The organism is Peribacillus sp. NPDC096447, assembly GCF_044762725.1.
Lineage (GTDB): Bacteria > Bacillota > Bacilli > Bacillales > DSM-1321 > Peribacillus.
Genome location: NZ_JBIWEV010000001.1, coordinates 217,556 through 241,972, shown reverse-complemented (window position 1 = coordinate 241,972; position 24,417 = coordinate 217,556). Strand labels below are relative to the sequence as shown.

The 24,417-nt window shown below is 40.6% G+C and carries 24 protein-coding genes; 23 read left to right on the top strand and 1 reads right to left on the bottom strand.

Going from position 1 to position 24,417, the window contains the following annotated elements; translation table 11 throughout:
• Positions 1-76: 76 nt before the first annotated feature.
• Positions 77-1,414, top strand: coding sequence for an APC family permease (locus tag ACIQZD_RS01180; protein WP_402897424.1), 1,338 nt, complete (start codon positions 77-79; stop codon positions 1,412-1,414).
• Between the two features lie 319 nt (positions 1,415-1,733).
• On the opposite strand, the gene ACIQZD_RS01175 is transcribed toward ACIQZD_RS01180, so the two are convergent.
• On the bottom strand, positions 1,734-1,889 hold the full coding sequence (locus ACIQZD_RS01175; protein ID WP_402897422.1) for a hypothetical protein: 156 nt from the start codon (positions 1,887-1,889) through the stop codon (positions 1,734-1,736).
• Positions 1,890-2,118: 229 nt separating this feature from the next.
• On the opposite strand from ACIQZD_RS01175, the gene ACIQZD_RS01170 reads away from it, so the two are divergent.
• The 22 genes from ACIQZD_RS01170 (at position 2,119) to ACIQZD_RS01065 (ending at position 24,388) form a co-directional block, all read left to right on the top strand.
• The gene (locus ACIQZD_RS01170; RefSeq protein WP_402897420.1) at positions 2,119-4,224 is read left to right on the top strand and encodes a sigma 54-interacting transcriptional regulator; all 2,106 of its coding nucleotides are present in this window, start codon (positions 2,119-2,121) and stop codon (positions 4,222-4,224) included.
• Positions 4,225-4,524: 300 nt separating this feature from the next.
• Complete coding sequence (locus ACIQZD_RS01165; protein WP_402897418.1) at positions 4,525-5,898, top strand: putrescine aminotransferase; 1,374 nt, start codon at positions 4,525-4,527, stop codon at positions 5,896-5,898.
• A gap of 210 nt (positions 5,899-6,108) precedes the next feature.
• On the top strand, positions 6,109-6,306 hold the full coding sequence (locus ACIQZD_RS01160) for a DUF2768 domain-containing protein (protein WP_101222425.1): 198 nt from the start codon (positions 6,109-6,111) through the stop codon (positions 6,304-6,306).
• Positions 6,307-6,319: 13 nt separating this feature from the next.
• Positions 6,320-7,045 (top strand): hypothetical protein, encoded by a 726-nt coding sequence (locus ACIQZD_RS01155; RefSeq protein WP_402897416.1) that lies wholly within the window; start codon positions 6,320-6,322, stop codon positions 7,043-7,045.
• Between the two features lie 232 nt (positions 7,046-7,277).
• Positions 7,278-8,756, top strand: a complete 1,479-nt coding sequence (gene spoIVA, locus ACIQZD_RS01150; protein ID WP_101222423.1) for a stage IV sporulation protein A — start codon at positions 7,278-7,280, stop codon at positions 8,754-8,756.
• 502 nt (positions 8,757-9,258) lie between these two features.
• Positions 9,259-9,531: an HU family DNA-binding protein gene (locus ACIQZD_RS01145; protein WP_034308023.1), complete on the top strand. Its 273-nt coding sequence runs from the start codon at positions 9,259-9,261 to the stop codon at positions 9,529-9,531.
• 308 nt (positions 9,532-9,839) lie between these two features.
• Positions 9,840-10,406 (top strand): GTP cyclohydrolase I FolE, encoded by a 567-nt coding sequence (folE, locus tag ACIQZD_RS01140; RefSeq protein WP_063233209.1) that lies wholly within the window; start codon positions 9,840-9,842, stop codon positions 10,404-10,406.
• 20 nt (positions 10,407-10,426) lie between these two features.
• Entirely contained in the window at positions 10,427-10,675 is a 249-nt protein-coding gene (mtrB, locus tag ACIQZD_RS01135) for a trp RNA-binding attenuation protein MtrB (RefSeq protein ID WP_137016024.1), read from the top strand.
• A gap of 248 nt (positions 10,676-10,923) precedes the next feature.
• Positions 10,924-11,754 carry a heptaprenyl diphosphate synthase component 1 gene (locus ACIQZD_RS01130; protein ID WP_402897413.1) on the top strand — a complete coding sequence of 277 codons (831 nt, stop codon included), beginning with the start codon at positions 10,924-10,926 and terminating at the stop codon, positions 11,752-11,754.
• A 3-nt stretch (positions 11,755-11,757) separates the two neighbouring features.
• Complete coding sequence (locus ACIQZD_RS01125) at positions 11,758-12,468, top strand: demethylmenaquinone methyltransferase (RefSeq protein WP_352920278.1); 711 nt, start codon at positions 11,758-11,760, stop codon at positions 12,466-12,468.
• Between the two features lie 34 nt (positions 12,469-12,502).
• Positions 12,503-13,465: a heptaprenyl diphosphate synthase component II gene (gene hepT, locus ACIQZD_RS01120; protein ID WP_137016018.1), complete on the top strand. Its 963-nt coding sequence runs from the start codon at positions 12,503-12,505 to the stop codon at positions 13,463-13,465.
• A gap of 96 nt (positions 13,466-13,561) precedes the next feature.
• Complete coding sequence (gene ndk / locus ACIQZD_RS01115) at positions 13,562-14,008, top strand: nucleoside-diphosphate kinase (RefSeq protein WP_034308008.1); 447 nt, start codon at positions 13,562-13,564, stop codon at positions 14,006-14,008.
• Between the two features lie 189 nt (positions 14,009-14,197).
• Entirely contained in the window at positions 14,198-14,971 is a 774-nt protein-coding gene (locus ACIQZD_RS01110) for a CheR family methyltransferase (protein ID WP_402897409.1), read from the top strand.
• 255 nt (positions 14,972-15,226) lie between these two features.
• Positions 15,227-16,399, top strand: coding sequence for a chorismate synthase (gene aroC / locus ACIQZD_RS01105; protein WP_214750460.1), 1,173 nt, complete (start codon positions 15,227-15,229; stop codon positions 16,397-16,399).
• Positions 16,400-16,402: 3 nt separating this feature from the next.
• On the top strand, positions 16,403-17,482 hold the full coding sequence (gene aroB / locus ACIQZD_RS01100; RefSeq protein ID WP_402897407.1) for a 3-dehydroquinate synthase: 1,080 nt from the start codon (positions 16,403-16,405) through the stop codon (positions 17,480-17,482).
• Between the two features lie 25 nt (positions 17,483-17,507).
• Complete coding sequence (aroH, locus tag ACIQZD_RS01095) at positions 17,508-17,876, top strand: chorismate mutase (RefSeq protein WP_101222417.1); 369 nt, start codon at positions 17,508-17,510, stop codon at positions 17,874-17,876.
• Positions 17,877-17,957: 81 nt separating this feature from the next.
• Entirely contained in the window at positions 17,958-19,070 is a 1,113-nt protein-coding gene (hisC, locus tag ACIQZD_RS01090) for a histidinol-phosphate transaminase (RefSeq protein ID WP_402897404.1), read from the top strand.
• Positions 19,071-19,117: 47 nt separating this feature from the next.
• Complete coding sequence (locus ACIQZD_RS01085; protein ID WP_402897402.1) at positions 19,118-20,221, top strand: prephenate dehydrogenase; 1,104 nt, start codon at positions 19,118-19,120, stop codon at positions 20,219-20,221.
• A gap of 23 nt (positions 20,222-20,244) precedes the next feature.
• Complete coding sequence (gene aroA / locus ACIQZD_RS01080) at positions 20,245-21,531, top strand: 3-phosphoshikimate 1-carboxyvinyltransferase (protein ID WP_402897400.1); 1,287 nt, start codon at positions 20,245-20,247, stop codon at positions 21,529-21,531.
• A gap of 368 nt (positions 21,532-21,899) precedes the next feature.
• Positions 21,900-23,171 (top strand): tetratricopeptide repeat protein, encoded by a 1,272-nt coding sequence (locus ACIQZD_RS01075; RefSeq protein ID WP_350299357.1) that lies wholly within the window; start codon positions 21,900-21,902, stop codon positions 23,169-23,171.
• Between the two features lie 41 nt (positions 23,172-23,212).
• Entirely contained in the window at positions 23,213-23,764 is a 552-nt protein-coding gene (locus ACIQZD_RS01070; RefSeq protein WP_241590168.1) for a ReoY family proteolytic degradation factor, read from the top strand.
• A 162-nt stretch (positions 23,765-23,926) separates the two neighbouring features.
• A complete protein-coding gene (locus ACIQZD_RS01065) occupies positions 23,927-24,388 on the top strand; it encodes a YpiF family protein (RefSeq protein ID WP_101222411.1) in 462 nt (153 codons plus the stop codon).
• Positions 24,389-24,417 lie beyond the last annotated feature (29 nt).

The window sequence follows — 24,417 nt, the reverse complement described above, 5'->3', positions numbered from 1 at the left end:
ATATGACCAAAGAATTATAAGGGAGGCGAGAAAAGTTGGTTAACTTTTCTCGCTAAAAAAGGAAGGGGAATGATACATGCAAGCAGGTAATCTGAAAAGGTCTTTAAACTTGTGGCATATCGTATTGCTTGGTGTTGGATATATGACGCCGATGGTTGTTTTTGATACATTTGGGATAGTTTCCGAAAAAACGGGGGGGCATGTGCCAACAGCTTATGTCATTGCTCTTTTAGCGATGTTGTTTACTGCCGCCAGTTATGGGAAAATGGTAAAAATTTATCCGCAGGCAGGTTCATCCTATACTTACACACAAAAAACGATCAATCCACATTTAGGCTTCCTTGTCGGGTGGTCTTCGTTACTTGATTATTTATTTTTACCAATGGTGAATGGCATATTGACAAAAATATACTTAACCGCTCTTTTTCCGGAGGTGCACCCGTGGATATGGGTGGTGGCATTTGTCCTTTTAATGACAGGCATTAACTTATTCAATGTTAATTTTGCAGCCAACTTTAATAGCTTCCTTGTTTTTTTTCAAATGTTGGTGATCGTTATATTTGTGGCGCTTGTCGTTAAAGGGGTCATGGGTGGAGAAGGGACTGGTGAGGTCTTATCGGTTCAGCCATTCTTCGGGCATCATATGGAAATGTCAACGCTCATAACTGGTGCTACAATCCTGTGTTTTTCTTTCTTGGGGTTTGACGCTGTCACTACTTTATCGGAAGAAACACCGAATCCAGCTAAAACGGTTCCCCGGGCCATCTTTTTGACTGCCCTTATCGGAGGGGTTTTATTTGTGACGGCATCATTCTTTACACAGTTATTTTTCCCGGATGTTTCCCGTTTTAGCGATCCAGAAGCAGCTTCTCCGGAAATTGCCCTTTTTGTGGGCGGGAAGTTATTTCAAGCCTTCTTTCTTGCAGGAACTTTATGCGGTACACTTGCTTCCGGGCTTGCATCCCATGCTAGTGTTTCTAGGTTGCTATATGTCATGGGACGTGACCAAATGATCCCGAAAAAACTATTTGGGTTTGTCCACCCAAAATACAACACGCCATTTTTTAATGTCATATTTGTCGGGTCCGTATCATTGGTTGCACTATTCCTTGATTTGGTTACCGCCACTTCCCTCATAAACTTTGGGGCATTAATTGCTTTTACTTTCGTGAATATTTGTGTAATCGTCCATTCAATAAGAAACAAAAGCTTCAGATCGATTAAAGGATTTCTTTCAACTATTCTGTCTCCGGTTTTAGGTGCTGCATCAGTCTTCATCCTTTGGCTTAATCTCGAGACAAGTTCATTGATCCTAGGAATTGTATGGGCGGTAATTGGGATTGGTTATCTTCTGTATCGGACAAAATGGTTTACGGAATCCCCCCCGCTATTCCGTTTTGAAGAGGCACAGTGAATTTACTCACTTCATGAACGAAGGAGGCTGTTATATGGCTGATGAGAAAATGAAAAGGTCTTTAACGCTCTTTTAATTCGGTTTTTTGTACATGGAATTAGCAACAGTGATTTAGCTCTTATGGGATTGCTGCAGAGATGTCACACGGAATGGTTCCGGAGGCCTGCTCGCTTTAATGGTGATGCTTCTCACAGCGTATATTATGGACAGATGGCAAAGATCATTCCTTCGGCAGGTTCGGTATATGCATATGCGCAAAGTTCTATCAATACATATGCCGGTTTTCTTAGATGGATTATTTATTCATTACAATGGTCAATTACTTGTTTTCAACATTTTTCTTCTCAGCAGCTTTTCCTTTTGTACCGGCTTTTGCATAGGTGCTGAATTTACTGATTATTGTGACGGTTATCGGTATCATGGGGGGAAACCGGCTTCGTTCTGTACTATGGCTGCTTTTCATGATCATATTCATCGTTTTATCATTCCTGATCAGGGATAATAAAAAAGGTTTACGGTCCTTTATAAAATAAGTCTAAGGTGTATAGCAGGTTTTTAGTTCAAAAGGGTCCGTTAAAGGACCCTTTTGTTGTGGAATGGATAAAGGTAAATGCTGGATATGAGTAATCGTACATGTAATTTTTTATCTAGCAATTCAGAATTGTGATAAAATATAGGGTAGGTTACAAAAGGAGAGTGAAACTGTGTTATCTATTCCGGATGATAAAATAAGACCATTCATAACTATAACAATTGATCAGCCTACATTATCAGACCAAAAAATTCATGAGATACAGGAACCTTTCTTCTTTCTTATGAAGGAAAATCAAGTGTTTGCGTATATCCGCATGGATGACCTCCCGTTAAATGAAAAAATAACGACAGTCGATCAGCTTTTACAGTATGCTTTTTCGATTGATAATGTCTGTAAATTAACCCCTAACATATCCTTGCCACTTCTGTTTCAAATTATCGGAGAACCTATCGTGCTGATAAAAACGGATGATGGCCTGCTTACCGGTTATGTAAAAAGGGAAGATGTGTTAGCAGAATTATTCAAGCAGGACAGCAAACAAAATTTAGACCTGCTAAATGTTATTTTAACCTCCATTCCTATGGGGATTTTTGTAGCTGATAAAGAAAAAAATATCGTGAACTTCAATGAATCAGGCTTGAAGATGATAAAAAAGCCTTCTGAACAAGTCCTAAATGAACCTGCTGCGGACATCTTCAATAAGCAGCATATACATAGCGTGTTTGCCAGCGGGAGCAGTATTCTGAATCAGTTGGAGATTACTGATGTCATGAGTGTGCTTGTCGACTATAGCCCGATTCTGAACCATGAAAAAGAAGTCGAAGGCCTGATCATCATCGTTCAGGATTTACCGATGGTTGAGGAAATGGCCATGGAAATAGAATTGATAAAAAGCTCGAATAAAGACTTGAATGCCATTTTAGCGAATATCTATGATGAAATACTTGTAGTCAATCAAAAAGGAGAGCTGCTGCGTTATAGTGACAGCATCATCTCAGGATTCTGGGGGAAGGACTTAAAAGATTATATCGGGAAGAATCTTTTGCAATTAGAAGATGAAGGGATTTTTAATCCTTCGGTCACCCGGTTAGTCCTTGAACAAAAAAAGAAAGTATCGATTGTCCAAGATACGAAAATGAATAAGAAAGTCCTTTCCGTCGGCACCCCTGTGTTCAATGAAAAAGGGGATATAGATCGAATAGTCATTGCATCAAGGGATATAACGGAAACGACACAATTGAAATCGGAATTAAATGAAATGAGGAAAGAACTGGATTCATTCAAAAAACAGGATCAATTTTATAAAGAGTTGGTTTTTGCAAGTCCTAAAATGGAGCAGATAATCAGCCAAGTCAAGAAAATCGCTCATTTCTCATCAACTGTATTGATCAACGGGGAGTCGGGAGTAGGTAAAGAAGTGATAGCCGAAGCCATTCATAAAATGGGCAGGCGGTCCAAGCAGCCTTTCCTTAAGATAAATTGCGGGGCGATTCCGGAAAACCTCCTCGAAAGTGAATTGTTTGGTTATACGAAGGGTTCCTTTACAGGAGCGGATAAAAATGGGAAGGTAGGATACTTTCAGCAGGCCAATAAAGGTGTTTTATTCCTTGATGAAGTGGGTGACATGCCCATACACCTGCAAGTCAAGCTGCTGCGGGTCCTCCAGGAACAGGAAGTGATTCCGATTGGCAGCACTACACCCATTTCCATTGATGTTCAAATTGTTGCGGCCACGAATAAGAGTCTGGAAAAAATGGTCGAGATGGGGACGTTCAGAGAAGATTTATTCTATAGATTAAACGTCATACCCATACATGTGCCCCCTTTAAGGGAAAGGCCGGAGGATATACCGCCGCTAGCCTTTCATTTCCTGCAAAAACTGAATGAAAGGTATCAGCGGAATTACCACTTTTCCCCCGATGCATTAAATATACTGGAAGTCTATACATGGCCGGGGAACATCCGTGAATTGCAGAACATGATTGAAAGATTGGTTGTTTCTGCAGATGAAGAGATGATCGATGCTGATTTCATTCAAAGGTTCATACCTGTGGGCAGTGACTTTAAACAATCGAAACCCATCATTACGAGAATCCTTCCGCTGCAGGAAGCACAGGATCATGTTGAAGAGCAATTGATCATGCTTGCCATGAAACAGTATAAAACTACGACCAAAGCGGCAAAAGCGCTCGGGATAAGTCAATCGTCAGTGAGCAGGAAGTATCAAAAAGTGTTAGCTGAACAGAGTAAGAAAATCGAAAAAAATGCATATTGAATAAAAGCCGTTGCCGAGTGATAAAAAATCACTTGTCAACGGCTTTTATTTTTATAAGAGCATTTGGGAAGTTTTTTTATGATCAAAAGATGATTATTCAAATTGAAATATTGATATGCAAATTTGCATAACTTTAACGTGATTTATCAAAAAGAATGCGGTTTTATTGGTTAATTAACTTGGCATGGTTCTTGCTTGATTAGTAAGTATAAGAAAAAAGGGAGGTAAGCATCAAAGTTTATAAAAGAAGCAATCTCAATTAACCATCCACTAAAGTTATAAAAAAAAGGAGCTTATAAAATGTCAATTAACGTAGAAAGTAAAAACACTCAAGCTAACCAATCAGCAACCCAAGATTATATTAAAAAAGTGCTTCAATTAATCGAACAAAAAGAAATTTCAAAAGAAGACGCGCAGTGGGTAACAAGAGAAACGGTCGAGAATTTCCGTAACCATGTAAACCCTGGATTTTTGGAATATCGGAAGACGGTCACTAAAGACACTCAATTCGCTTCGGTGGAGTGGTCTGATCAAGATTCCTGTTTTACGGATGTAAATGGAAAAAAATATATTGATTGTTTAGGTGGCTTTGGTATTTATAATGTTGGCCATCGTAACCCTAAAGTTGTAAAGGCCGTAACCGATCAATTGCAAAGACAAGCCCTTCATAGCCAGGACTTACTTGATCCATTACGTGCAATGCTTGCCAAGATCCTTGCCGAAATCACACCGGGAGATCTAAAATACTCTTTCTTTACGAACAGCGGTACCGAGAGCGTGGAGGCTGCACTTAAGCTGGCCAAAATGTACAGTGACCGATACACGATCATTTCCACGACAAAATCATTTCATGGGAAAAGCCTTGGTTCCCTATCGGCAACGGCAAAGGGCATGTTCAGAAAACCATTCATCCCGTTGGTACCAGGTGTGCGTCATGTACCATTCGGTGATGTGGATATGATGAGAAAAACGTTTGAAAGTTGTGCATTGGTCGGTGAAGATGTTGCTGCTGTGCTGTTGGAGCCTATTCAAGGTGAAGGAGGGGTCATTCTTCCTCCGCAAGATTATTTAAAGCAAGTTCGGGCATTGTGTGACGAATATGATGCGTTATTGATCTTGGATGAAGTGCAAACAGGAATGGGACGGACAGGTAAAATGTTCGCTTCTGAGCTATATGATGTTGTTCCGGACATTATTTGTTTAGCGAAAGCATTTGGCGGCGGAGTAATGCCTGCAGGGGCTGTCGTAGCCAATGAGAAAGTGTTTAAAAGCTGGTTCGACAATCCATTCATGCACACAACTACATTTGGAGGAAATCCACTCGCTTGTGCTGCGGCCATTGCTACGATCGACGTACTTTTGGAAGAAAACTTACCGCAGCGTGCTGCAGAAGTTGGTGAATACTTCCTAAATGGGTTAAGGGAAGTGGCTGCTGAGCACAAAGATAAGGTTTTGGAAATCCGCGGCCAAGGATTGATGATTGGCATTGAGTTCCATAAAGATGAAGTGGGTTATGAATTCTCAAAAGCCCTCTTTGATAAAGGCATCTTGGTGGCAGGTACGCTTATCAATTCCAAAACAATCAGGATTGAGCCGTCATTGACTATTCAGTTGGATGAAGTCGATACAGTCATTAAAGCGTTTAAAGAGGTCTTGCCGACGCTTCAATCTTAATTTAAAAAAGCAGAAAAACAGCCTTTGGGCTGTTTTTTTGTTGCTTGGGAGGAGGTATGGAAATTACTTACTATACTTATTTCTCGTTTTATATTTTTTTCATGAAAATGAGTCATGAAAACGGGAATTACACAGATTGGACAAGGATTTAATTCCTTTAACGTAATTTGGTATGTTATAATAATTTCTGGAAAAAGGAGTGATGAAGATATGACACCAGCTCTGCAAAAAATGTGGATATCCTTTATAGCAATGGGCTTTATGATTATCTCTATATTTCTAATCTACTTAAGCCGCTATAAATTAAAGGGTTTTTGGAGAGTCTTGACAGCAATTATCGCATACATACTTATGATTCTGGCCGGATTGATCATCCTTATCGTTGTTCTTAGCGGGCCAACCACTTGATAGGTGAGGGGAAATGATGAGAAATTTTTTCAAAATATTATGTTTATTTTGCATCTCTGTATCATTATCTGGTTGCTTATATCCGGAGAAGCAAAAAATGCAAAACCAATTGCCTTATAAAGAGCAAATACAATCCGTCCAAAGTGCAGTGGATCAATTTCAGAAAGATGAAGGGGGCATACTGCCCATCGTTACAAAAGATGCAGGTACACCGATTTATCAAAAATATGTCATAAAATTTTCAAAGATTTCACCGAGGTATATGGCTGAACCGCCGGACAATGCATTTGAATCAGGAGGCGTCTTTCAATACATCCTCGTTAATGTTGAAAATGATCCGACCGTAAAGCTGTTGGATGTCAGGATGGCGCAGAAGATTCAGGATGTTTCCTTGAGATTGACTGCCTATCAGCAAAGCAACGGATACCCGCCATTTAAGGAAAGGTTATCCGATAATGTCTTCACGCTTGATTATGAAAAAATGGGCCTGAAGGACGCTCCGACGGTCACGAGTCCATTTTCACAAAAAGACTTATATCTCGTAGTTGATGGTCAAGGCAGTATTTTTGTTGATTATACCCCGGATTTAATTGAGGCATTGAAGAAGCATGAGGGGGAAATGAAGCCAGGTGAAGATATCCGGGAACTGCTGGTGCAAAGTTCGGAGTTCGTCCCTGCCTATTCATTGCCATATACAATTGATGAAAAAACAAAAAATCCAATATTCCTTACAAAATAGGCATAACCCTTCTTCTGCAAAATATATTGTAGGGGAAGGGTTATTTCTTTTATCTTTATTTCATCTTACTTTTAAAATAACAACCCTTATATAAAATTTCTGGTGGAGGAAGGGATTGAACCAGGGAAATAATTGGAATAAATTTTTAGGACAACATCATAGATATATAATGTCCTAAATAAATGCAAATGGATAAACGAAATCCCAAAACTCTAATTCGGGAGGGGATACCTTGGAAAAGGTAGATATTTTTAAAGATATAGCTGAACGGACCGGTGGCGACATATATTTGGGGGTGGTCGGTGCCGTCAGGACGGGGAAATCCACATTTATTAAAAAATTCATGGAGCTAGTCGTCATTCCGAATATCCCGTCAGAGGCGGACCGCGCAAGGGCACAGGATGAATTGCCTCAAAGTGCTGCTGGAAAGACAATCATGACTACGGAACCCAAATTCGTACCGAACCAGGCAGCATCGATTCAAGTGGCTGAAGGTCTCGACGTGAATATTCGTTTAGTCGATTGTGTCGGTTATACAATACCTGGGGCTAAAGGGTATGAAGATGAAAATGGTCCCCGCATGATTCACACGCCGTGGTATGAAGAGCCGATTCCGTTCAATGAAGCGGCTGAGATCGGTACTCGCAAAGTAATTCAAGATCATTCCACATTAGGAGTGGTCGTTACGACGGATGGGTCGATAGGAGAAATCCCGCGAAGTGATTATTTAGAGGCCGAGGAAAGGGTTGTCGAAGAATTGAAGGAGGTTGGCAAGCCATTTATCATGATTGTCAATTCCGTTCAGCCTCACCACCCGAATACGATAGCCCTGAAGGAATCCCTGCAGGAAAAGTATGATATCCCTGTATTGGCGATGAGTGTCGAAGGAATGCGGGAATCGGATGTTTACAGCGTACTCCGCGAGGCCCTGTACGAATTTCCAGTTCTCGAGGTCAATGTTAATCTTCCGAGCTGGGTAATGGTTCTGCGCGAGGATCATTGGTTAAGGGAAAGTTACCAGGAAGCGGTTAAAGAGACCGTAAAGGATATTAAACGCCTGAGGGATGTAGATCGTGTAGTCGGTCATTTCAATGAATTCGAGTTCATTGACCGTGCAGCGCTTGCAGGCATTGAGATGGGGCAGGGTGTTGCAGAGATCGACCTATACGCCCCTGATGAACTCTATGATGATATTCTGAAGGAAATTGTCGGTGTGGAGATTCGGGGCAAGGATCATCTATTATCTTTAATGCAGGACTTTGCGTATGCCAAAGCAGAGTATGACCAGGTGGCCGATGCATTGAGAATGGTCAAACAAACAGGATATGGTGTCGCAGCCCCTTCCCTTAACGATATGAGTCTTGATGAACCGGAAATCATCCGTCAGGGAGCCAGGTTCGGTGTCAGGCTAAAAGCCGTAGCTCCTTCCATCCATATGATCAAGGTCGATGTCGAATCCGAATTCTCGCCAATCATCGGTACCGAAAAGCAAAGTGAAGAATTAGTCCGGTATCTGATGCAGGATTTCGAAGACAATCCACTTTCCATTTGGAACTCAGATATTTTTGGCAGAAGCCTAAGTTCCTATGTAAGGGAAGGCATACAGGTGAAATTAGCGATGATGCCTGACAATGCCCGCTACAAATTGAAAGAAACACTGGAGAGGATTATTAATGAGGGCAGTGGGGGATTGATTGCCATCATCTTATAAAAACGTTTAAAAGCTGGACCAACTCCATTTATGGATTGGTCTTTTTGCATGCGAAAGACTCGGGATCACAAGAAAAATATCATTTATGAACGCTAAAATTTGAAATAATCTGCTGTTTTTTAGTATAATCTTGAAAAAACCCTGTGGTTAAGCGATTTTCAGCAATATAATAAGTTTAATTTCTATAAAAAAGGGAAATGATGAATAGCGAAAGACAAAATTTATAATATATACAATTATTGATGAAAAGATTCCCATTATTTTTTGAATTCCCTTGCTAAGCTAATAGGATTTGTGATAATCTACATACAGAAAACGCGTTATAACAGCGATTTCAACGTATTTATAAATTTCCGGATGAATTATTTGGAAATTAATTCGGCTTGGTAATCCTTGATTGCCAGGGAATGAAAATTTTGGTCCGAAGCTAATATCAAATCACTATTATAGTGTTGTAATAATGATTTTTTATAAAGATCCCTTTTGGGAGGAGGTGAATGGCATGAACAAAACAGAATTAATTAATGAAGTTGTTACAGCAACTGAAATTTCTAAGAAAGACGCTACAAAAGCTGTTGATGCTGTTTTTGATACAATCTTAGAAGCTCTAAAAAACGGTGATAAAGTCCAATTGATTGGTTTTGGTAACTTTGAAGTTCGTGAACGTGCGGCTCGTAAAGGCCGTAACCCACAAACTGGTGACGAAATCGAAATTGCAGCTAGCAAAGTGCCAGCTTTCAAACCCGGTAAAGCGCTGAAAGATGCAGTGAAGTAATTCTACCATTACATACGGGTGCTTAACCGAAAAGGGCCGCGTGAAAACGCGGCCCTTTTTTTGCTTCTTAATTTCCATCTGTGATAATATAAAAGACAGTGAATATTTTAGAAACGCTGCAGATGGTTAATCCGTCACAAGGAAATGCCCATCCAAAAACCGCTTCCGGCGAAACTGCCGTTCAAAGGCTCAATGTATGGGTGTATGGGTCTTCTTTAATAATTGCAATTATGGATATCCGGGTGCAACGCGCTTTGGATTTTTTATCTGAATACATAATATTATTGATTTTTTAGGAGGTACAAAAAATGGCTAATGTTGATCATGCCAAATTGGAAGAAGCGGTTAAAATGCTTCTTGAGGCTGTAGGGGAAGACCCAACGAGGGAAGGACTGCTGGATACTCCTGGCCGTGTAGCCAGAATGTATGAAGAAATTTTTTCTGGACTTAATCAGGATCCAAAGGAATATTTCGATACTGTTTTTGGAGAGGACCATGAAGAACTCGTACTTGTAAAGGATATTCCGTTTTACTCAGTATGTGAACATCATTTAGTCCCTTTTTACGGGAAAGCCCATGTAGCATATATTCCGAAAAACGGAAAAGTGACTGGCTTAAGTAAATTGGCACGGGCGGTTGAGGCTGTATCGAAGCGTCCGCAACTTCAAGAGCGCATCACTTCCACAGTTGCTGACTCGATAATGGAAAAGCTCGAGCCTCATGGTGTAATGGTTGTAGTAGAGGCTGAACATATGTGCATGACCATGCGAGGTGTAAAAAAACCTGGATCTAAAACAGTGACTTCAGCTGTAAGGGGAACGTTTGCGAAGGATCATCGTACTAGAGCTGAAGTGCTGGCATTCATTAAAGACTAAGGACATGGGGGCAGGAAAAAATGAATGAAAAAAAGATCTTGAATGATTTTGTCGTAATCAAAGCCATTGAGGATAGTGTGAACGTCATCGGGTTGACAAGGGGAACGGACACCAAGTTTCATCACTCCGAAAAACTTGACTCAGGAGAGGTGATGATCGCACAATTCACGGAACATACCTCGGCAATTAAAATCAGGGGCCATGCAAAAGTCTATACTCCATTCGGAGAGATAGAAAGTGATTCCAAAAAGAATTCACCTGAGAAATGATAGCTTATCAATACTTGGTTAATTAGTAAATCAATCATCTGATATCACGTTTAACAAGCTGTAAATTTCCCGCATCCATTTTTTTGAAGAGCAAAAGACGATGGTTTCCTTACCTTTGGAAGTTTCATTTTATAAACGTTGACCATTTCATCTGATTGTTTTTATGGTATAATAATGTGTATTTTACACAGACAGAAACCAATATGAATGAAAAAAATTATCTTTCGGGGATGCAAGGGTGATCTCAATTGTTAAACATAACGGACGACATAAGGCAATTAAAGCGATTAATAGAAACGAAAGCTCAACATCCATATTTATTGAAGTATATACAAAAGCCAAGCTTGGACGAAGATAAACTGATATTGCTTTGGGGATTGTTTAACGATTTGGACGTTTTAAGCGAAAAACGAAATCAATACATCATTTCAACCATGTTAGTGCAAATAGCTCTGGATACCCATGAAATCGTCTCGAATTCAGGAGAAGGAACCGAGTTGCCCGAGGTATTGAAAAATCGTCAATTACAAGTGCTTGCCGGTGATTACTATAGTGGCTTATATTATCAAGGGCTTGCCAGTGTAGGTAATGTTGATATGATCCGTATACTTTCGAGCGCGATAAAAAAAATAAATGACAATAAAATCATTCTTTACCAACAAGGGTCCATTAATGATGTCCCAACGCTTTTAATGACGATCAAAGCGATCGAGGCTTCGCTGATTCATAAACTCGCGGATTACTATAATGAGCCTGCCTGGATAGAAATAGCGGAAGATCTGCTGCTTTTAAAACGGCTGCATGCCGAGAAGAGCAGTTATATGGAGTCGGGGCAATCGATAGTTTTTGATGTCCTAAGGGAAATGCCTCTCGATGACTCGATTGACGGGAAAGTTACCATTTCGGAAAAAGAAGAACAGGTACGCACCCAATTCGACAAGTGCCTGAGGGATGCCAGGCAATCCGTACAGTGCTCGATGCGGAAGCTGGCAAAGTTGGATGATGAACTTCTGGAAAGAGTGAAGGCCATCTTGGAACAAACAGAGAGTATAGCAAATTCATATGTGAAAGAAGGGTGAATCATGGAGCAGTCTAAAGAGCAAAAAGTTCATCATGTCTTTGAAAAGATATACGGAAATTATGACAAGATGAATTCCCTCATCAGCTTTAAACAGCATCTTAAATGGCGGAAGGCTACAATGGCCATCATGAATGTCCCCAAAGGCGCCCATGCACTGGATGTATGCTGTGGAACAGCGGACTGGACCATTGCCCTTGCTAATGAAGTAGGACCAGAAGGAAAGGTTGTTGGTTTGGATTTTAGTAAGAACATGCTGAAAATCGGCGAACAAAAGGTAAATGAACTCAATCTAGAGCAAGTGTCCCTAATGCATGGGAATGCAATGGAGCTTCCTTTTGAGGATAATAGCTTTGACTATGTCACGATCGGTTTCGGGCTGCGGAATGTCCCCGATTACATGAAAGTGCTCAAAGAGTTAAACCGGGTAGCCAAGCCGGGTGGAATGATCGTTTGCCTGGATACTTCACAGCCTACGATGCTTGGCTTTAAACAGGGCTATTATTTTTATTTCCGTTTCATCATGCCCATGTTCGGCAAATTATTCGCAAAAAGCTATAGCGAATACTCATGGCTGCAAGAATCGGCTCGGGATTTCCCTGGCATGAAAAAGCTTGAAAACATGTTCAAGCAGGCGGGAATGGAAAATGTCAGTTATAAGGCCCATTTCGGTGGGGTAGCAGCAACACATTTCGGGTACAAGCCTTCAAAATAAGCATAATAGCAATGGACAAAGCTGGGTGGAATGTATGAAATTTAAAATGATGTATTCATTTTTGAATGCAGATTTGCAATTAATAGAAAAAGAACTGGAAGCCGCAATCGAAGCGGATTCCACGGTTTTAAGGGAAGCTTCCCTGCATTTGCTGCAATCCGGTGGAAAACGGATCCGTCCGGTATTCGTCCTATTGGGTGCGAAGTTTGGCAACTATGATATTCATGTCGTAAAGCATGTCGCAGCGACTTTGGAACTGATTCATACAGCTTCCCTTGTGCATGATGATGTAGTGGATGATGCCGATTTACGCAGGGGATCTGCTACCATTAAATCAAAATGGGATAATCGTGTCGCCATGTACACAGGCGACTTCATTTTTGCTCGTGCACTGGAAATGATGGCGGTTATCGAGTCTCCGCTGGCGCATCAAATTCTCGCTGATACTATGGTTGAACTATGTCTTGGTGAGATTGAACAAATAAAAGATAAATACAATTTCGAACAGAATTGGCGGATATACTTTAGAAGGATCAAACGGAAAACGGCACTGCTCATTGCATCCAGTTGCCAGTTGGGGGCCATTTCAGCGGGTGTTGAAGAGAGAATTCACCAAAAGCTATTTAAATTCGGATATTATGTCGGTATGTCTTATCAAATCACCGATGATATATTGGATTTTACTGCTTCGGAAGAAGAGCTTGGGAAACCAGCCGGCAGTGATTTGATTCAAGGTAATATCACTTTACCCGTATTGATTGCTATGGAAGATCCAAAGTTAAAAAAGCTTATCGAAACAGTTCGGGAAGATACGCCAAAAGAGGAAATGTCCCATATAATTCATGCGATAAAAACTTCCGGTGCCATTGAACAGGCAGCGAGGATCAGTGATATGTATTTAGAAAAGGCTTTTACTGAGTTGAAAGGTCTTCCTGCCATTAAAGCTAGAAAAACTTTATCGGATATCGCGAAAAATATCGGAAAAAGAAAGTTTTGATAATGGGAGTTGCGAAACTCATCAAACAATGGTAATATTCTAAAAGTATTGCCTTATATAGGCAAATAACAATGATACATATTAGGAGTGACATTCATGGAAAGAACATTTTTAATGGTTAAGCCTGACGGCGTTCAACGCAATTTAATCGGTGAAATCGTTTCCCGTTTTGAAAAGAAAGGCTTCCTTCTTGCAGGAGCAAAATTAATGGTCATTTCTCAAGAATTGGCTGAGCAGCATTATGGCGAGCACAAAGAACGTCCTTTCTTTGGCGAACTAGTGGACTTCATTACTTCAGGTCCTGTCTTCGCAATGGTTTGGGAAGGTGAAAACGTAATCGCTACTGCACGTCAAATGATGGGTGCCACTAACCCTAAAGATGCAGCAGCAGCAACAATCCGTGGCGATTTTGCCGTGACTGTCGGCAAAAACATCATTCACGGATCTGATTCAGCTGAAAGCGCTGTACGCGAAATCGGTTTATTCTTCAAAGAAGAAGAACTTGTTGAGTACTCTAAACTTGTTAACGAGTGGGTTTATTAATTAATACGATCTCTTAAAAAAAAGCGGGTTCCATCGTCATTATGCGATGAAACCCGCTTTTTTTAATTGCTTTTTTAGTTTCAAGCAGCAACGTAAGGGATTATTTTAGTTTAAAGAAAATATGGCACTCTCCGATATATATAAAGGGAAGAACCACTTAAAATAATTATGTGCAGGGGAGTCGTGGGAATGCCTCAAGAATATGAAGAGTTTATTCGTAATATCAAAATGCTGACAGGCATTGATTTGGCATTATATAAGGAAGGGCAAATGAAAAGGCGACTAACATCTCTATATGAAAAAAGAGGATATCATTCATTTCGTGAATACTACAAAGACATTCAAACCAATCCCGGTGTTTTTAATGAGTTTTTGGATAGAATGACAATCAACGTTTCCGAATTTTATAGAAATGCGAAAAGATGGGAAGTGTTGGAGCGGAAAATCCTGCCTGGGTTATTAGAAAGCAAAAAAAAGTTGAAAATTTGGAGTGCTGCCTGCTCAACCGGGGAGGAACCATATACGATTGCCATGATATTATCCAATCTGGTCCCACTTAGCCAGATAGAGATATTGGCGACGGATCTCGATGAAAATGTATTGGCGCGAGCGAAATTGGGGATATATCCCGAACGTTCCTTAAATGAAGTGCCTGAGGAAATTAAAAGGAAATACTTTGAAAAAAAAGCGGATTTTTATCGTGTCGATGATGAAATCAAGAGAAGGGTGACATTTAAAAAGCAAAACCTTCTTGCTGACCGATTCGACCAAGGGTTCGATTTAATCGTTTGCCGCAATGTTTTAATTTATTTCACTGAAGAAGCCAAGAATTTATTATATGAAAAATTCAGTGCATCGCTAAAAAGCGGCGGGGTATTTTTTGTAGGAAGTACAGAGCAAATATTCACCCCAGGAAAATATCAATTTGAAACGATCGACACATTTTTTTATAAGAAAAAGTAAATACTTTAGAAAAAAGGGACTGATCCTGCACCTGCGCATTCAGTCCCTTTTCGTTTGCCGTGCAATAGCAATTCCAGTAGAACTCTAATTTGAAAGAATAAACTATATCGAAAATGTTTAAGTACTTGTAAAATAGAAAGAAAAGTGATTAAATTCAAACAATATGGTTTTTACGTTTTACATATACCCACATTTCATAAAATTGTGGTATATTGATACATATACACTTTAAAGTGCTAAAAGGGGGGCTGGAAGATGAGATATTTAACAGCGGGAGAATCACATGGTCCGCAACTGACTACTATCATTGAAGGATTACCGGCAGGAATGCCGATTTCGAAAGAGGATATCAATCAAGAATTAGGACGCCGGCAAAAAGGGCATGGACGTGGAAGAAGGATGCAGATCGAGAAAGATCAGGCTTTTATTTCTTCGGGAATCAGACATGGCTACACACTCGGTTCACCGGTTGCTTTGGTCGTTGAGAACGATGACTGGAAGCATTGGACAAAGATTATGGGAAGCGAAGGGCTTTCAGAAGAGGAAGCTGAAGAAATTAAACGTAAAATCACCCGGCCACGTCCTGGTCATGCCGACTTGAACGGCGGGATTAAATATGGGCACCGCGATTTGAGAAATGTTCTGGAACGCTCTTCAGCCCGTGAAACGACAGTAAGGGTAGCAGCAGGAGCTGTCGCTAAAAAGCTATTGTCTTTATTGGGGATAGAAGTGGCATCTCATGTTTTGGAAATTGGCGGAGTGAAGGCAGAACCGCCAAAATACGAAAGTATTCAGCAATTGCAACAAGTAACGGAAGAATCTTCTGTTAGATGTTTTGACAAGAACGTAGAACAGCAGATGAAGGATGCAATTGATGAAGCGAAACAAAAAGGAGATTCCATTGGCGGCATCGTTGAAGTCATTGTAGAAGGTATGCCGGTGGGTGTAGGAAGTTATGTGCATTATGACCGTAAGCTTGATGCAAAACTAGCCGCAGCGATAATGAGCATCAATGCATTTAAAGGGGTGGAAATAGGTCTTGGATTTGAAGCTGCCCATCTATTTGGGAGTGATGTCCATGATGAAATCGCATGGGACGAAGAACAGGGCTATTACCGGAAAACCAATCGCCTTGGCGGTTTTGAAGGCGGTATGACAACTGGAATGCCGATAGTTGTACGCGGTGTGATGAAGCCGATCCCCACTTTATATAAACCTTTGAAAAGCGTTGATATTGATACGAAGGAAGTGTTTGAAGCAAGTGTCGAACGTTCCGATAGTTGTGCGGTTCCTGCAGCAGCAGTGGTTGCTGAGGCGGTAGTAGCATGGGAACTGGCGGCTGCCATCGTTGATCAATTCCCTTCAGATCGTTATGAGCAATTAGCGGAATACATAAGATCATATCGGGAAGAAGTAAAGGGGTTTTAAATCATGGAATCCATCCAAATAAAAACGGCTTCCAAGCAATATCCGGTTTTAATTGGCAAGATGGCAATAAATGAATTGCCCGAATTAATATCACATGAATTAAATCATCTAAACAAGATTCTGATCATAACTGATGAGAAAGTGGCGGCACTTCATTTGCAGACCGTAAAAAACGCCCTGATCAAGACGGGGAAACCTGTCCTGCATCATGTAGTGCCTGAAGGGGAGCATGCTAAAACATTCGATGTGTTTTATGAATGCCAAAGCTTCTGTTTAACTCAACAGATTAATCGCAAGTCATTGATTATCGCCCTTGGCGGTGGTGCAGTAGGTGATTTGGCTGGATTCGTTGCGGCTACTTTTATGAGAGGGATTCCATTTATACAGGTTCCGACGACTTTACTCGCCCACGATAGTGCAGTGGGCGGCAAGGTTGCGATCAATCACCCGCTAGGGAAAAATATGATTGGAGCCTTTCATCAGCCTGAAGCGGTCATTTATGATCTTGAATTTTTAAAAACTCTGCCCCTTAAAGAATTAAGGTCAGGTTTTGCAGAAGTCATTAAACATTCATTGATAGCCGATTATGAGTTTTATCTATGGTTAAAGTCGAATATTGTTGATTTGAATGATATAACGGATGAGCAATTCCTGACAATGATTACAAAAGGAATTGGAATTAAAGCTAAAATTGTCGAAGAGGATGAGAAGGAAAACGGCATTCGTGCCTTTTTGAATTTTGGTCATACGCTCGGACATGCAGTGGAAGGTTCAATGGGATACGGAAACTTTACGCATGGGGAATCCATTTTAATCGGGATGGTATATGCTCTTAAATTAAGCAAAAAGAAAGTGGATCTCGATTTTAAACTGGATGAGTTTATTAGCTGGGTTTCTTCTTTAGGTTATCAAATAACGATTCCAACCAGGCTTGAACATGCAATGCTGCTTGAATTAATGAAAACAGACAAAAAATCGGTCAATGATTCAGCTACTTTTGTCCTGCTAAACGAAGTGGGGTCACCACTATTAATGGATATAGCCGACTCTGAGCTGATAGAGGAAATGGCGGATATGATATAGAGTTCAGGAGAAGGGGGGACTATGTGTGATAAGAGGAATAAGGGGTGCCACTACTGTAGAAAGAGACACGGAAATGGAAGTGATTTCCGCTGCCGAAAAGTTGATGGCAGAGATCATTCAGGTCAACGAGATTGATCCCGAAATGGTAGCTTCTGTGTTTTTTTCTGCTACGGAAGAGATTCGTTCTGTCTTCCCTGCCAAAGCCTTGAGGAAATTCGAAGGCTGGACTTATGTACCGGTTACATGCATGAAAGAAATACCGGTCAGCAATTCCTTGCCATTTTGCATTCGGGTCATGATCCATGTAAATACGACGAAATCTCAAAAAGAGATACAGCATGTATACCAGGCAGGGGCTACGGTATTACGGCCAGATTTGACAAAGCAGATATAAGATGATTTTAAATCTATGAATATGATATACTATTCTCACACTTTCTTACTTTAAAGTGATAAAAATATAGAGGTGATTGACATGAAATGGAATGAAGCGGTCCTTTCCTTGAAGTCTTATCAACCGGGAAAATCCACTGATGAAGTGAAAAAATTATACGGGTTGGAAAAAATCACGAAATTAGCTTCAAATGAAAATCCTTTCGGCTGTTCGGAAAAGGTAAAGGAGTCCGTTAGGAATTCAACCCATTCGTTTGCCATCTATCCAGATGGATATGCAACGATGCTAAGGGAAGCTGTTGCAAAACATACAGGTGTGAAAGAAACTCAGCTTATTTTTGGAAATGGATCTGATGAGAACATTCAAATCATCTCCCGAAGCCTATTGGGAGCTGGAAAGAATACGGTCATGGCAACAGGCACTTTTTCACAGTATCGTCATAATGCCACGCTAGAAGGTGCAGAAATCAGGGAAGTTCCTCATATTGATGGTGCACATGATCTAGAAGGAATGCTTAAAGTTATAGATGAAAAAACAGCAGTTGTCTGGCTTTGTACACCAAATAACCCAACAGGTAAATACATTACGGAACAGGACTTATTATCATTCATTGAAAGAGTGCCGGAAGATGTACTTATCGTTTTGGATGAAGCTTACTGTGAATATGCAACGGCTGAGGATTACCCGAGAACGAATCAATGGATTAATAAATATAAAAATTTGATCATACTCCGGACATTCTCAAAAATCTATGGACTTGCCAGTTTTAGGGTAGGGTACGGATTGGCGGATGAGGATATCATCCAGAAACTAGATCCATCCCGGGAACCATTCAATGTCAACACATTCGCACAGAATATTGCTATCGTCGCTTTGGAAGATCAAGCCTTCATTGAAAAATGCAAGGAAGAAAATCAAAAAGGGCTTAAGCAGTACTATGAATTTTGCAATAAGGAAAATTTAGCTTATTACCCGTCACAAGGTAATTTCATCTTTATCCATTTTAAACAGGATGCCGATGTTGTGTTTCAATATTTGCTTGAGCGCGGATACATTGCAAGGTCGGGGAAATCTTTCGGTTTTCCTACCAGCTTAAGGGTCACGGTTGGTTCTACGGAAGAAAATGAAGGAATGATTAACGCTATTAAAACTTTTTTGAATGAAGTTGAGGCACCTTCTGATTCGCTGCTTTAACGTTTCATCAAACCTAGAGGAGCACAAAAGATGCGGGGGAGAGAAGAGTGAAGGGAAAGGTTTTTGTAATAGGTCTAGGTCTAATTGGCGGATCATTGGCCATGGCTGTACGCCATGCACATCCTGAAGCCGTTATTGTTGGTACGGACCTAAGTGAAAAGAATATTCAACTATCGATGCTATTGGGGATCATTGATGATTCTGTATCATCATTGGAAGCGGGAGCATGTGATGCTGATTTGATTCTACTTGCTGTGCCTGTCAATGAAACCGTGAAGATTTTAGCTCAATTGGCTGAGATGGATTTGAAGAGTGATGTCCTCATATCGGATGCAGGAAGTACGAAGGATACAGTCGTTAAGGCAGCAAAACCATTGATAGATAAAGGGGTGGCCTTCATCGGGGGGCACCCTATGGCTGGTTCCCATAAAAGCGGTGCTGCGGCAGCCAAATTGCATTTATTCGAACATGCATTTTATTTGCTTACTCCAGGAGATTCCATCGAAGAAGAAAAAGTCGAGCAGCTGAAAGGGTGGCTGCAAGGAACAAGAGCGAACTTTCTGGTTGTGAGTCCTGCCACGCATGATAAGCTGACTGGGGTCATTAGTCATTTCCCGCATATTGTCGCATCGGGGCTTGTTAAGCAGGCAGAAAATTACAGTAAGGAAAATAAGTTGATTTCAAGGCTTGCAGCAGGTGGATTTCGAGATATTACAAGAATTGCTTCAAGCAGTCCGGAAATGTGGCGTGACATTTTGTTACATAACCGGGATGTGTTACTTGAATTAATGAATGATTGGCTGAATGAAATGGAGCATATAAAAGGCCTGGTCGCGAATGAAGATAGTGAAGAAATCCTTCGATTCTTTACCGATGCCAAGATTTTCAGGGATGATTTGCCAACACATGCGAAAGGCGCCATACCAGCGTTTTATGATTTATATATCGATATACCGGATTATGCCGGAATAATTTCTGAGATTACCGGATATTTGGCACAAGAAGGTATCAGCATTACAAACATAAGGATCATTGAAACCAGGGAAGAGATATACGGTGTGCTGGTCATCAGCTTCCAAACGGATGTTGACCGCATAAAAGCTGCAGAGTGTATTTCAAGACATACAGATTATGAAACGATCCTGGCATAACATTTATAGGGAAGGATGGTTTTATGAATACAAAAAAATTACAAACGAACATCCAATCATTACGTGGTTCGATTGCCATACCTGGAGATAAGTCGATCTCCCATCGTTCGATAATGTTCGGAGCCCTTGCCGAGGGGGAAACGACAGTCACTAATTTTCTTCCAGGAGCCGATTGTTTAAGTACGATTTCCTGTTTTAAGCAGCTTGGAGTTCATATTGAACAAGATGGCCAGCACGTTAAAATTGAAGGCAAAGGTTTTAATGGATTAAAGGAACCGGAATCTGTACTGGATGTCGGAAACTCTGGTACCACGATCAGGTTAATGATGGGCATTTTGGCAGGACAGGAATTTTCGGCCGTTTTGGCAGGTGACGAATCGATAGCTAAACGTCCAATGACCCGGGTAGTCAACCCTCTTCGTCAAATGGGGGCGGTCATTGACGGTCGAAAAGGAGCCGAATACACCCCCCTCTCCATAAGAGGAGGCAAGTTACAAGGGTTTCGCTATGAATTGCCTGTGGCAAGTGCACAGGTGAAATCAGCGATAATCTTGGCCGGTTTACAGGCAGAAGGTGAAACGATCATTATCGAACCGGAAGAGACCCGGGATCATACAGAACGAATGATCCAAGAGTTTGGCGGAAAAATCGAAAAAGACGGTCAAACGATCAAAGTAAGCGGAAACCAAGTCTTCAAAGGGACTACCATCCATGTGCCGGGTGATATTTCTTCAGCGGCTTTCTTCATGGTGGCTGCAGCGATTACGGAAAATAGTGAAGTGGTATTAAAGAATGTCGGCCTTAATTCGACAAGGACTGGAATCATCGAAGTCATGAAATCGATGGGGGCGGATATTACGATTGAGAAGAAGACGAGTGAGGGTGAACCTGCAGGAGACATCACTGTCAGAAGCTCCCGGCTAAAGGGAACGACCATCAGCGGTGATTTAATTCCCCGTCTCATCGATGAAATACCGGTAATTGCACTCCTGGCCACACAGGCTGAAGGGGTAACGACAATCAAGGATGCAGCAGAACTTAAAGTGAAAGAGACGAATCGAATTGATACTGTTGCAAATGAGCTTTCCGTCCTGGGCGCAGATATAACCCCGACAGCAGACGGATTGATCATCAAAGGGCGTAAAGCCTTGAATGGTGGCAAGGTTACAAGCCATGGGGACCATCGTATCGGGATGATGCTTGCTGTAGCGGCTTTGATAACGGATGGGGAAGTGGAACTTGCTGACCCTGATGCCATAGATGTATCATATCCACAATTTTTTGGGCATTTGACGCAATTGATAAAGTGAATATAAAAAAAGTTTACATACCTTATTTGGTCTGTAAACTTTTTTTAAATGCTGAAAAGTGTTGAAAGCGCTAACATTCAGGCTTTTTCTATCTGTATCGATCATGAAAATAATGAAAATGGGGTTCATGATCAAAAAGGAGATTTACCATAGCGTGGAGAATTAACTAGTAACCTTTTTTTAATGAGAATGGGAGGGGACTTCATCAATGGAATACAGGGCTACAGTATGGTAAACTAATGAATACTGTTTACTATGCATCTCGCGATTATTTGGTATTTTGTTCTTAATGGCAGAGTATGTTACATTATGGCGTGAGTGTGTATGACTAGGGACCAAGTCTATCATGCAAAAGGAAGGATTCAACAATGAACACAGTGGAACAAGTTATACAGCATTTAAAAAAAGGGGAATTAACAGAAGCTCTTAAACATATAAATCGAATTAAATCATCAGAGTCAGCAGAGGACATATTGTTGCTGGCCGAAGAAATGCTCCAGCTTGGTTTTGCGGAGGAGGCAAAGGATCTTTTTGAACATCTGCTGCAACTCTATCCCAATGAAGGAGAATTAATTGTTTCGCTGGCGGAAATCCTGATTGACATGGACCAGGAAGATGAAGCGATGCTGATGCTTGAAAAAGTAAGTGCAGATGATGAAGTATATCCAAGTGCTTTGCTTTTGGAAGCGGACCTCTATCAATTACAGGGGATGGACGAGGTCAGCGAAAGGAAATTACTGCAGGCCAAGGAAATGCTTCCAGATGAGATCATCATTGATTTTGCACTAGCTGAACTGTTCTTTCATCAAGGAAGGGATCAGGAAGCCATTGCAAATTACATAAAGGTTTTGGAACAGGAACAAGAAATCGCTGGTGTTAATGTCAATCAGAGGCTTGCTGAAGCATTAAGCAGTTCGGGGAAGTTCGAGGAGGCCCTTCCGCACTTTGAAAAGGCCTTAAAGGATGGACTTGAAATCAATACCCTATTTGAATATGCATTTACAGCTTTTCAGGCAGGTCTTTATGACACAGCCGTACGAAAGTTCATTGAACTGAAAGAATTAGATCATGAATACCATTCTTTATATTTGTACCTGGCAAAGAGTTATGAACATCTTGAAGATCTGGAAAATGCCTTGAAAACAGTCAAAGAAGGAATCAAGGCTGATGAATTCAATAAGGAACTTTACTTCTTCGGTGGAAAAATTGCCTTGAAAAGCGGGCTTGATGAAGAGGCGGAAAATCTCTTTAAAGAAGCACTAGCCATTGATCCGGGATACCTGGAAGCTGCACTCACCCTCTTGAAATTGTATATGCACCACGAAAGGTATGAAGATGTATTGGAGTGTATTGGTGAAGTAAGGCGATATGGAGAAGATGATCCGCAGTTTGAATGGATAGCTGCTGTATCATATCAGCATACTGAACAATTTAAAGAGTCATTAACCAGCTATCATAATGCATATAATTCATTCAAGAACAATCAAGATTTCCTTGAAGATTATGGTTTCTTTTTAATTGAAGAAGGAGACAGAGCCACATCTAGAGAAGTATTTAATAAGCTCCTTGAGATGAACCCGGCGAATGATGAGTATGCGATGATTTTGGAGCGGCTAGGTGAAAGCACAGATGAAATGTAGTTAAGTGAAACGAAACTAAATCTAGACAGAGGAGGGAATTCATGGTGGCTGCCCCTGTTTCTGTGAATGAAAAGAAGGATTTTATTCGGTGGTTTTTAAATCATTATCAACTGAAACGAAGAGAATGTGTGTGGATATTGAATTACTTAATGAGTCATGATCAACTAATGAAAAAGGTTCATTTTGTAGAAAATGCACAATATTGCCCACGTGGACTGATTATGTCGACACATTGTGTGGATGAGGTCCCTTTCAGGTTCTATAAGTCCAATATCATGACGACCGATGCAGAGAAATCTTTTCATGATATCCGTTTAAATCGGGATGAAGACATTTATATTCAGCTTAATTTTAAATCGTCTTATTCTTCCTATCAATATGCAGCGGTACTCGAGAACAACCCCTTCATGCCGAAATCAACGGCATCGAATGAAAAAGACCAGCTGCTGGCTGAACAATTTTTGGAAAGAAGCATGTTGTATTTTCAAAGGGACCGTTTGCTTAAGGAAATCGATGAAGCCCTCGATAAGCATGATGAACTAGCATTTAAGAACTTAACCGAACAATTGAATCAATTAAAAGTACTTGGATGAAATAAATTGACCTTTCCGTAATCAGGAAAGGTTTTTATTTTTTATAAAACATTGATAAAATCCACATTTTTGTAAAGACTATGGGTATATGGTAAAGATGTTATAAAAATAATGGTAAAATGATAAGGAGTTGATTTAAAAAATCGGGAGTGAAGAAAAAACATGAAGTGGACAGCAAAAGATCTTGACATGTATATGCAGTCAAAAGAGTATGTGGATACCGTTTTGATTCCTTTGGTTCCCCTATCTTTTCGAGGGCAAATGAAGCAAACGGGCTCAATGAATGAATTTCTTACCATTTTAAGCTTGGAAATCGAAAAGCAGATGAAAGGAAGGATTCTTTTATTGCCAACATTCCATTATTTAAGTGGTGAATTGGATAAGGTTGAGCGGTTAAAGCGTTGGGCCAATGAAGTGAAAGAAAATAATTTCGAGCATGTTTTTTTTCTTACATCGGATTTTGAGTGGAAAAAGGAAGAGCGGGAATTAGAAAATAATTTAGTATGGATTCCTGCCATCCCCCTGGAAGGGCTTGAAATTGAACAAGCAAGGGAAATGATTAACCAGCAAGTTCTCCAAATCCTTGATATTTTCTCTTATAATTGGAAAAATGAAAAAAAGTAGGATTTTTCGCATTATTTGACACATAGTTG

Excerpts from the sequence above, each read along its gene's own strand:
- ACIQZD_RS01180 (WP_402897424.1), top strand. The coding sequence starts at position 77 with ATGCAAGCAGGTAATCTGAAAAGGTCTTTAAACTTGTGGCATATCGTA.
- ACIQZD_RS01175 (WP_402897422.1), bottom strand. The coding sequence starts at position 1,889 with ATGAATATGATCATGAAAAGCAGCCATAGTACAGAACGAAGCCGGTTT.
- ACIQZD_RS01165 (WP_402897418.1), top strand. The coding sequence starts at position 4,525 with ATGTCAATTAACGTAGAAAGTAAAAACACTCAAGCTAACCAATCAGCA.
- ACIQZD_RS01160 (WP_101222425.1), top strand. The coding sequence starts at position 6,109 with ATGACACCAGCTCTGCAAAAAATGTGGATATCCTTTATAGCAATGGGC.
- ACIQZD_RS01155 (WP_402897416.1), top strand. The coding sequence starts at position 6,320 with ATGATGAGAAATTTTTTCAAAATATTATGTTTATTTTGCATCTCTGTA.
- ACIQZD_RS01145 (WP_034308023.1), top strand. The coding sequence starts at position 9,259 with ATGAACAAAACAGAATTAATTAATGAAGTTGTTACAGCAACTGAAATT.
- folE (WP_063233209.1), top strand. The coding sequence starts at position 9,840 with ATGGCTAATGTTGATCATGCCAAATTGGAAGAAGCGGTTAAAATGCTT.
- mtrB (WP_137016024.1), top strand. The coding sequence starts at position 10,427 with ATGAATGAAAAAAAGATCTTGAATGATTTTGTCGTAATCAAAGCCATT.
- ACIQZD_RS01125 (WP_352920278.1), top strand. The coding sequence starts at position 11,758 with ATGGAGCAGTCTAAAGAGCAAAAAGTTCATCATGTCTTTGAAAAGATA.
- hepT (WP_137016018.1), top strand. The coding sequence starts at position 12,503 with ATGAAATTTAAAATGATGTATTCATTTTTGAATGCAGATTTGCAATTA.
- ndk (WP_034308008.1), top strand. The coding sequence starts at position 13,562 with ATGGAAAGAACATTTTTAATGGTTAAGCCTGACGGCGTTCAACGCAAT.
- ACIQZD_RS01110 (WP_402897409.1), top strand. The coding sequence starts at position 14,198 with ATGCCTCAAGAATATGAAGAGTTTATTCGTAATATCAAAATGCTGACA.
- aroC (WP_214750460.1), top strand. The coding sequence starts at position 15,227 with ATGAGATATTTAACAGCGGGAGAATCACATGGTCCGCAACTGACTACT.
- aroB (WP_402897407.1), top strand. The coding sequence starts at position 16,403 with ATGGAATCCATCCAAATAAAAACGGCTTCCAAGCAATATCCGGTTTTA.
- hisC (WP_402897404.1), top strand. The coding sequence starts at position 17,958 with ATGAAATGGAATGAAGCGGTCCTTTCCTTGAAGTCTTATCAACCGGGA.
- aroA (WP_402897400.1), top strand. The coding sequence starts at position 20,245 with ATGAATACAAAAAAATTACAAACGAACATCCAATCATTACGTGGTTCG.
- ACIQZD_RS01075 (WP_350299357.1), top strand. The coding sequence starts at position 21,900 with ATGAACACAGTGGAACAAGTTATACAGCATTTAAAAAAAGGGGAATTA.
- ACIQZD_RS01070 (WP_241590168.1), top strand. The coding sequence starts at position 23,213 with ATGGTGGCTGCCCCTGTTTCTGTGAATGAAAAGAAGGATTTTATTCGG.
- ACIQZD_RS01065 (WP_101222411.1), top strand. The coding sequence starts at position 23,927 with ATGAAGTGGACAGCAAAAGATCTTGACATGTATATGCAGTCAAAAGAG.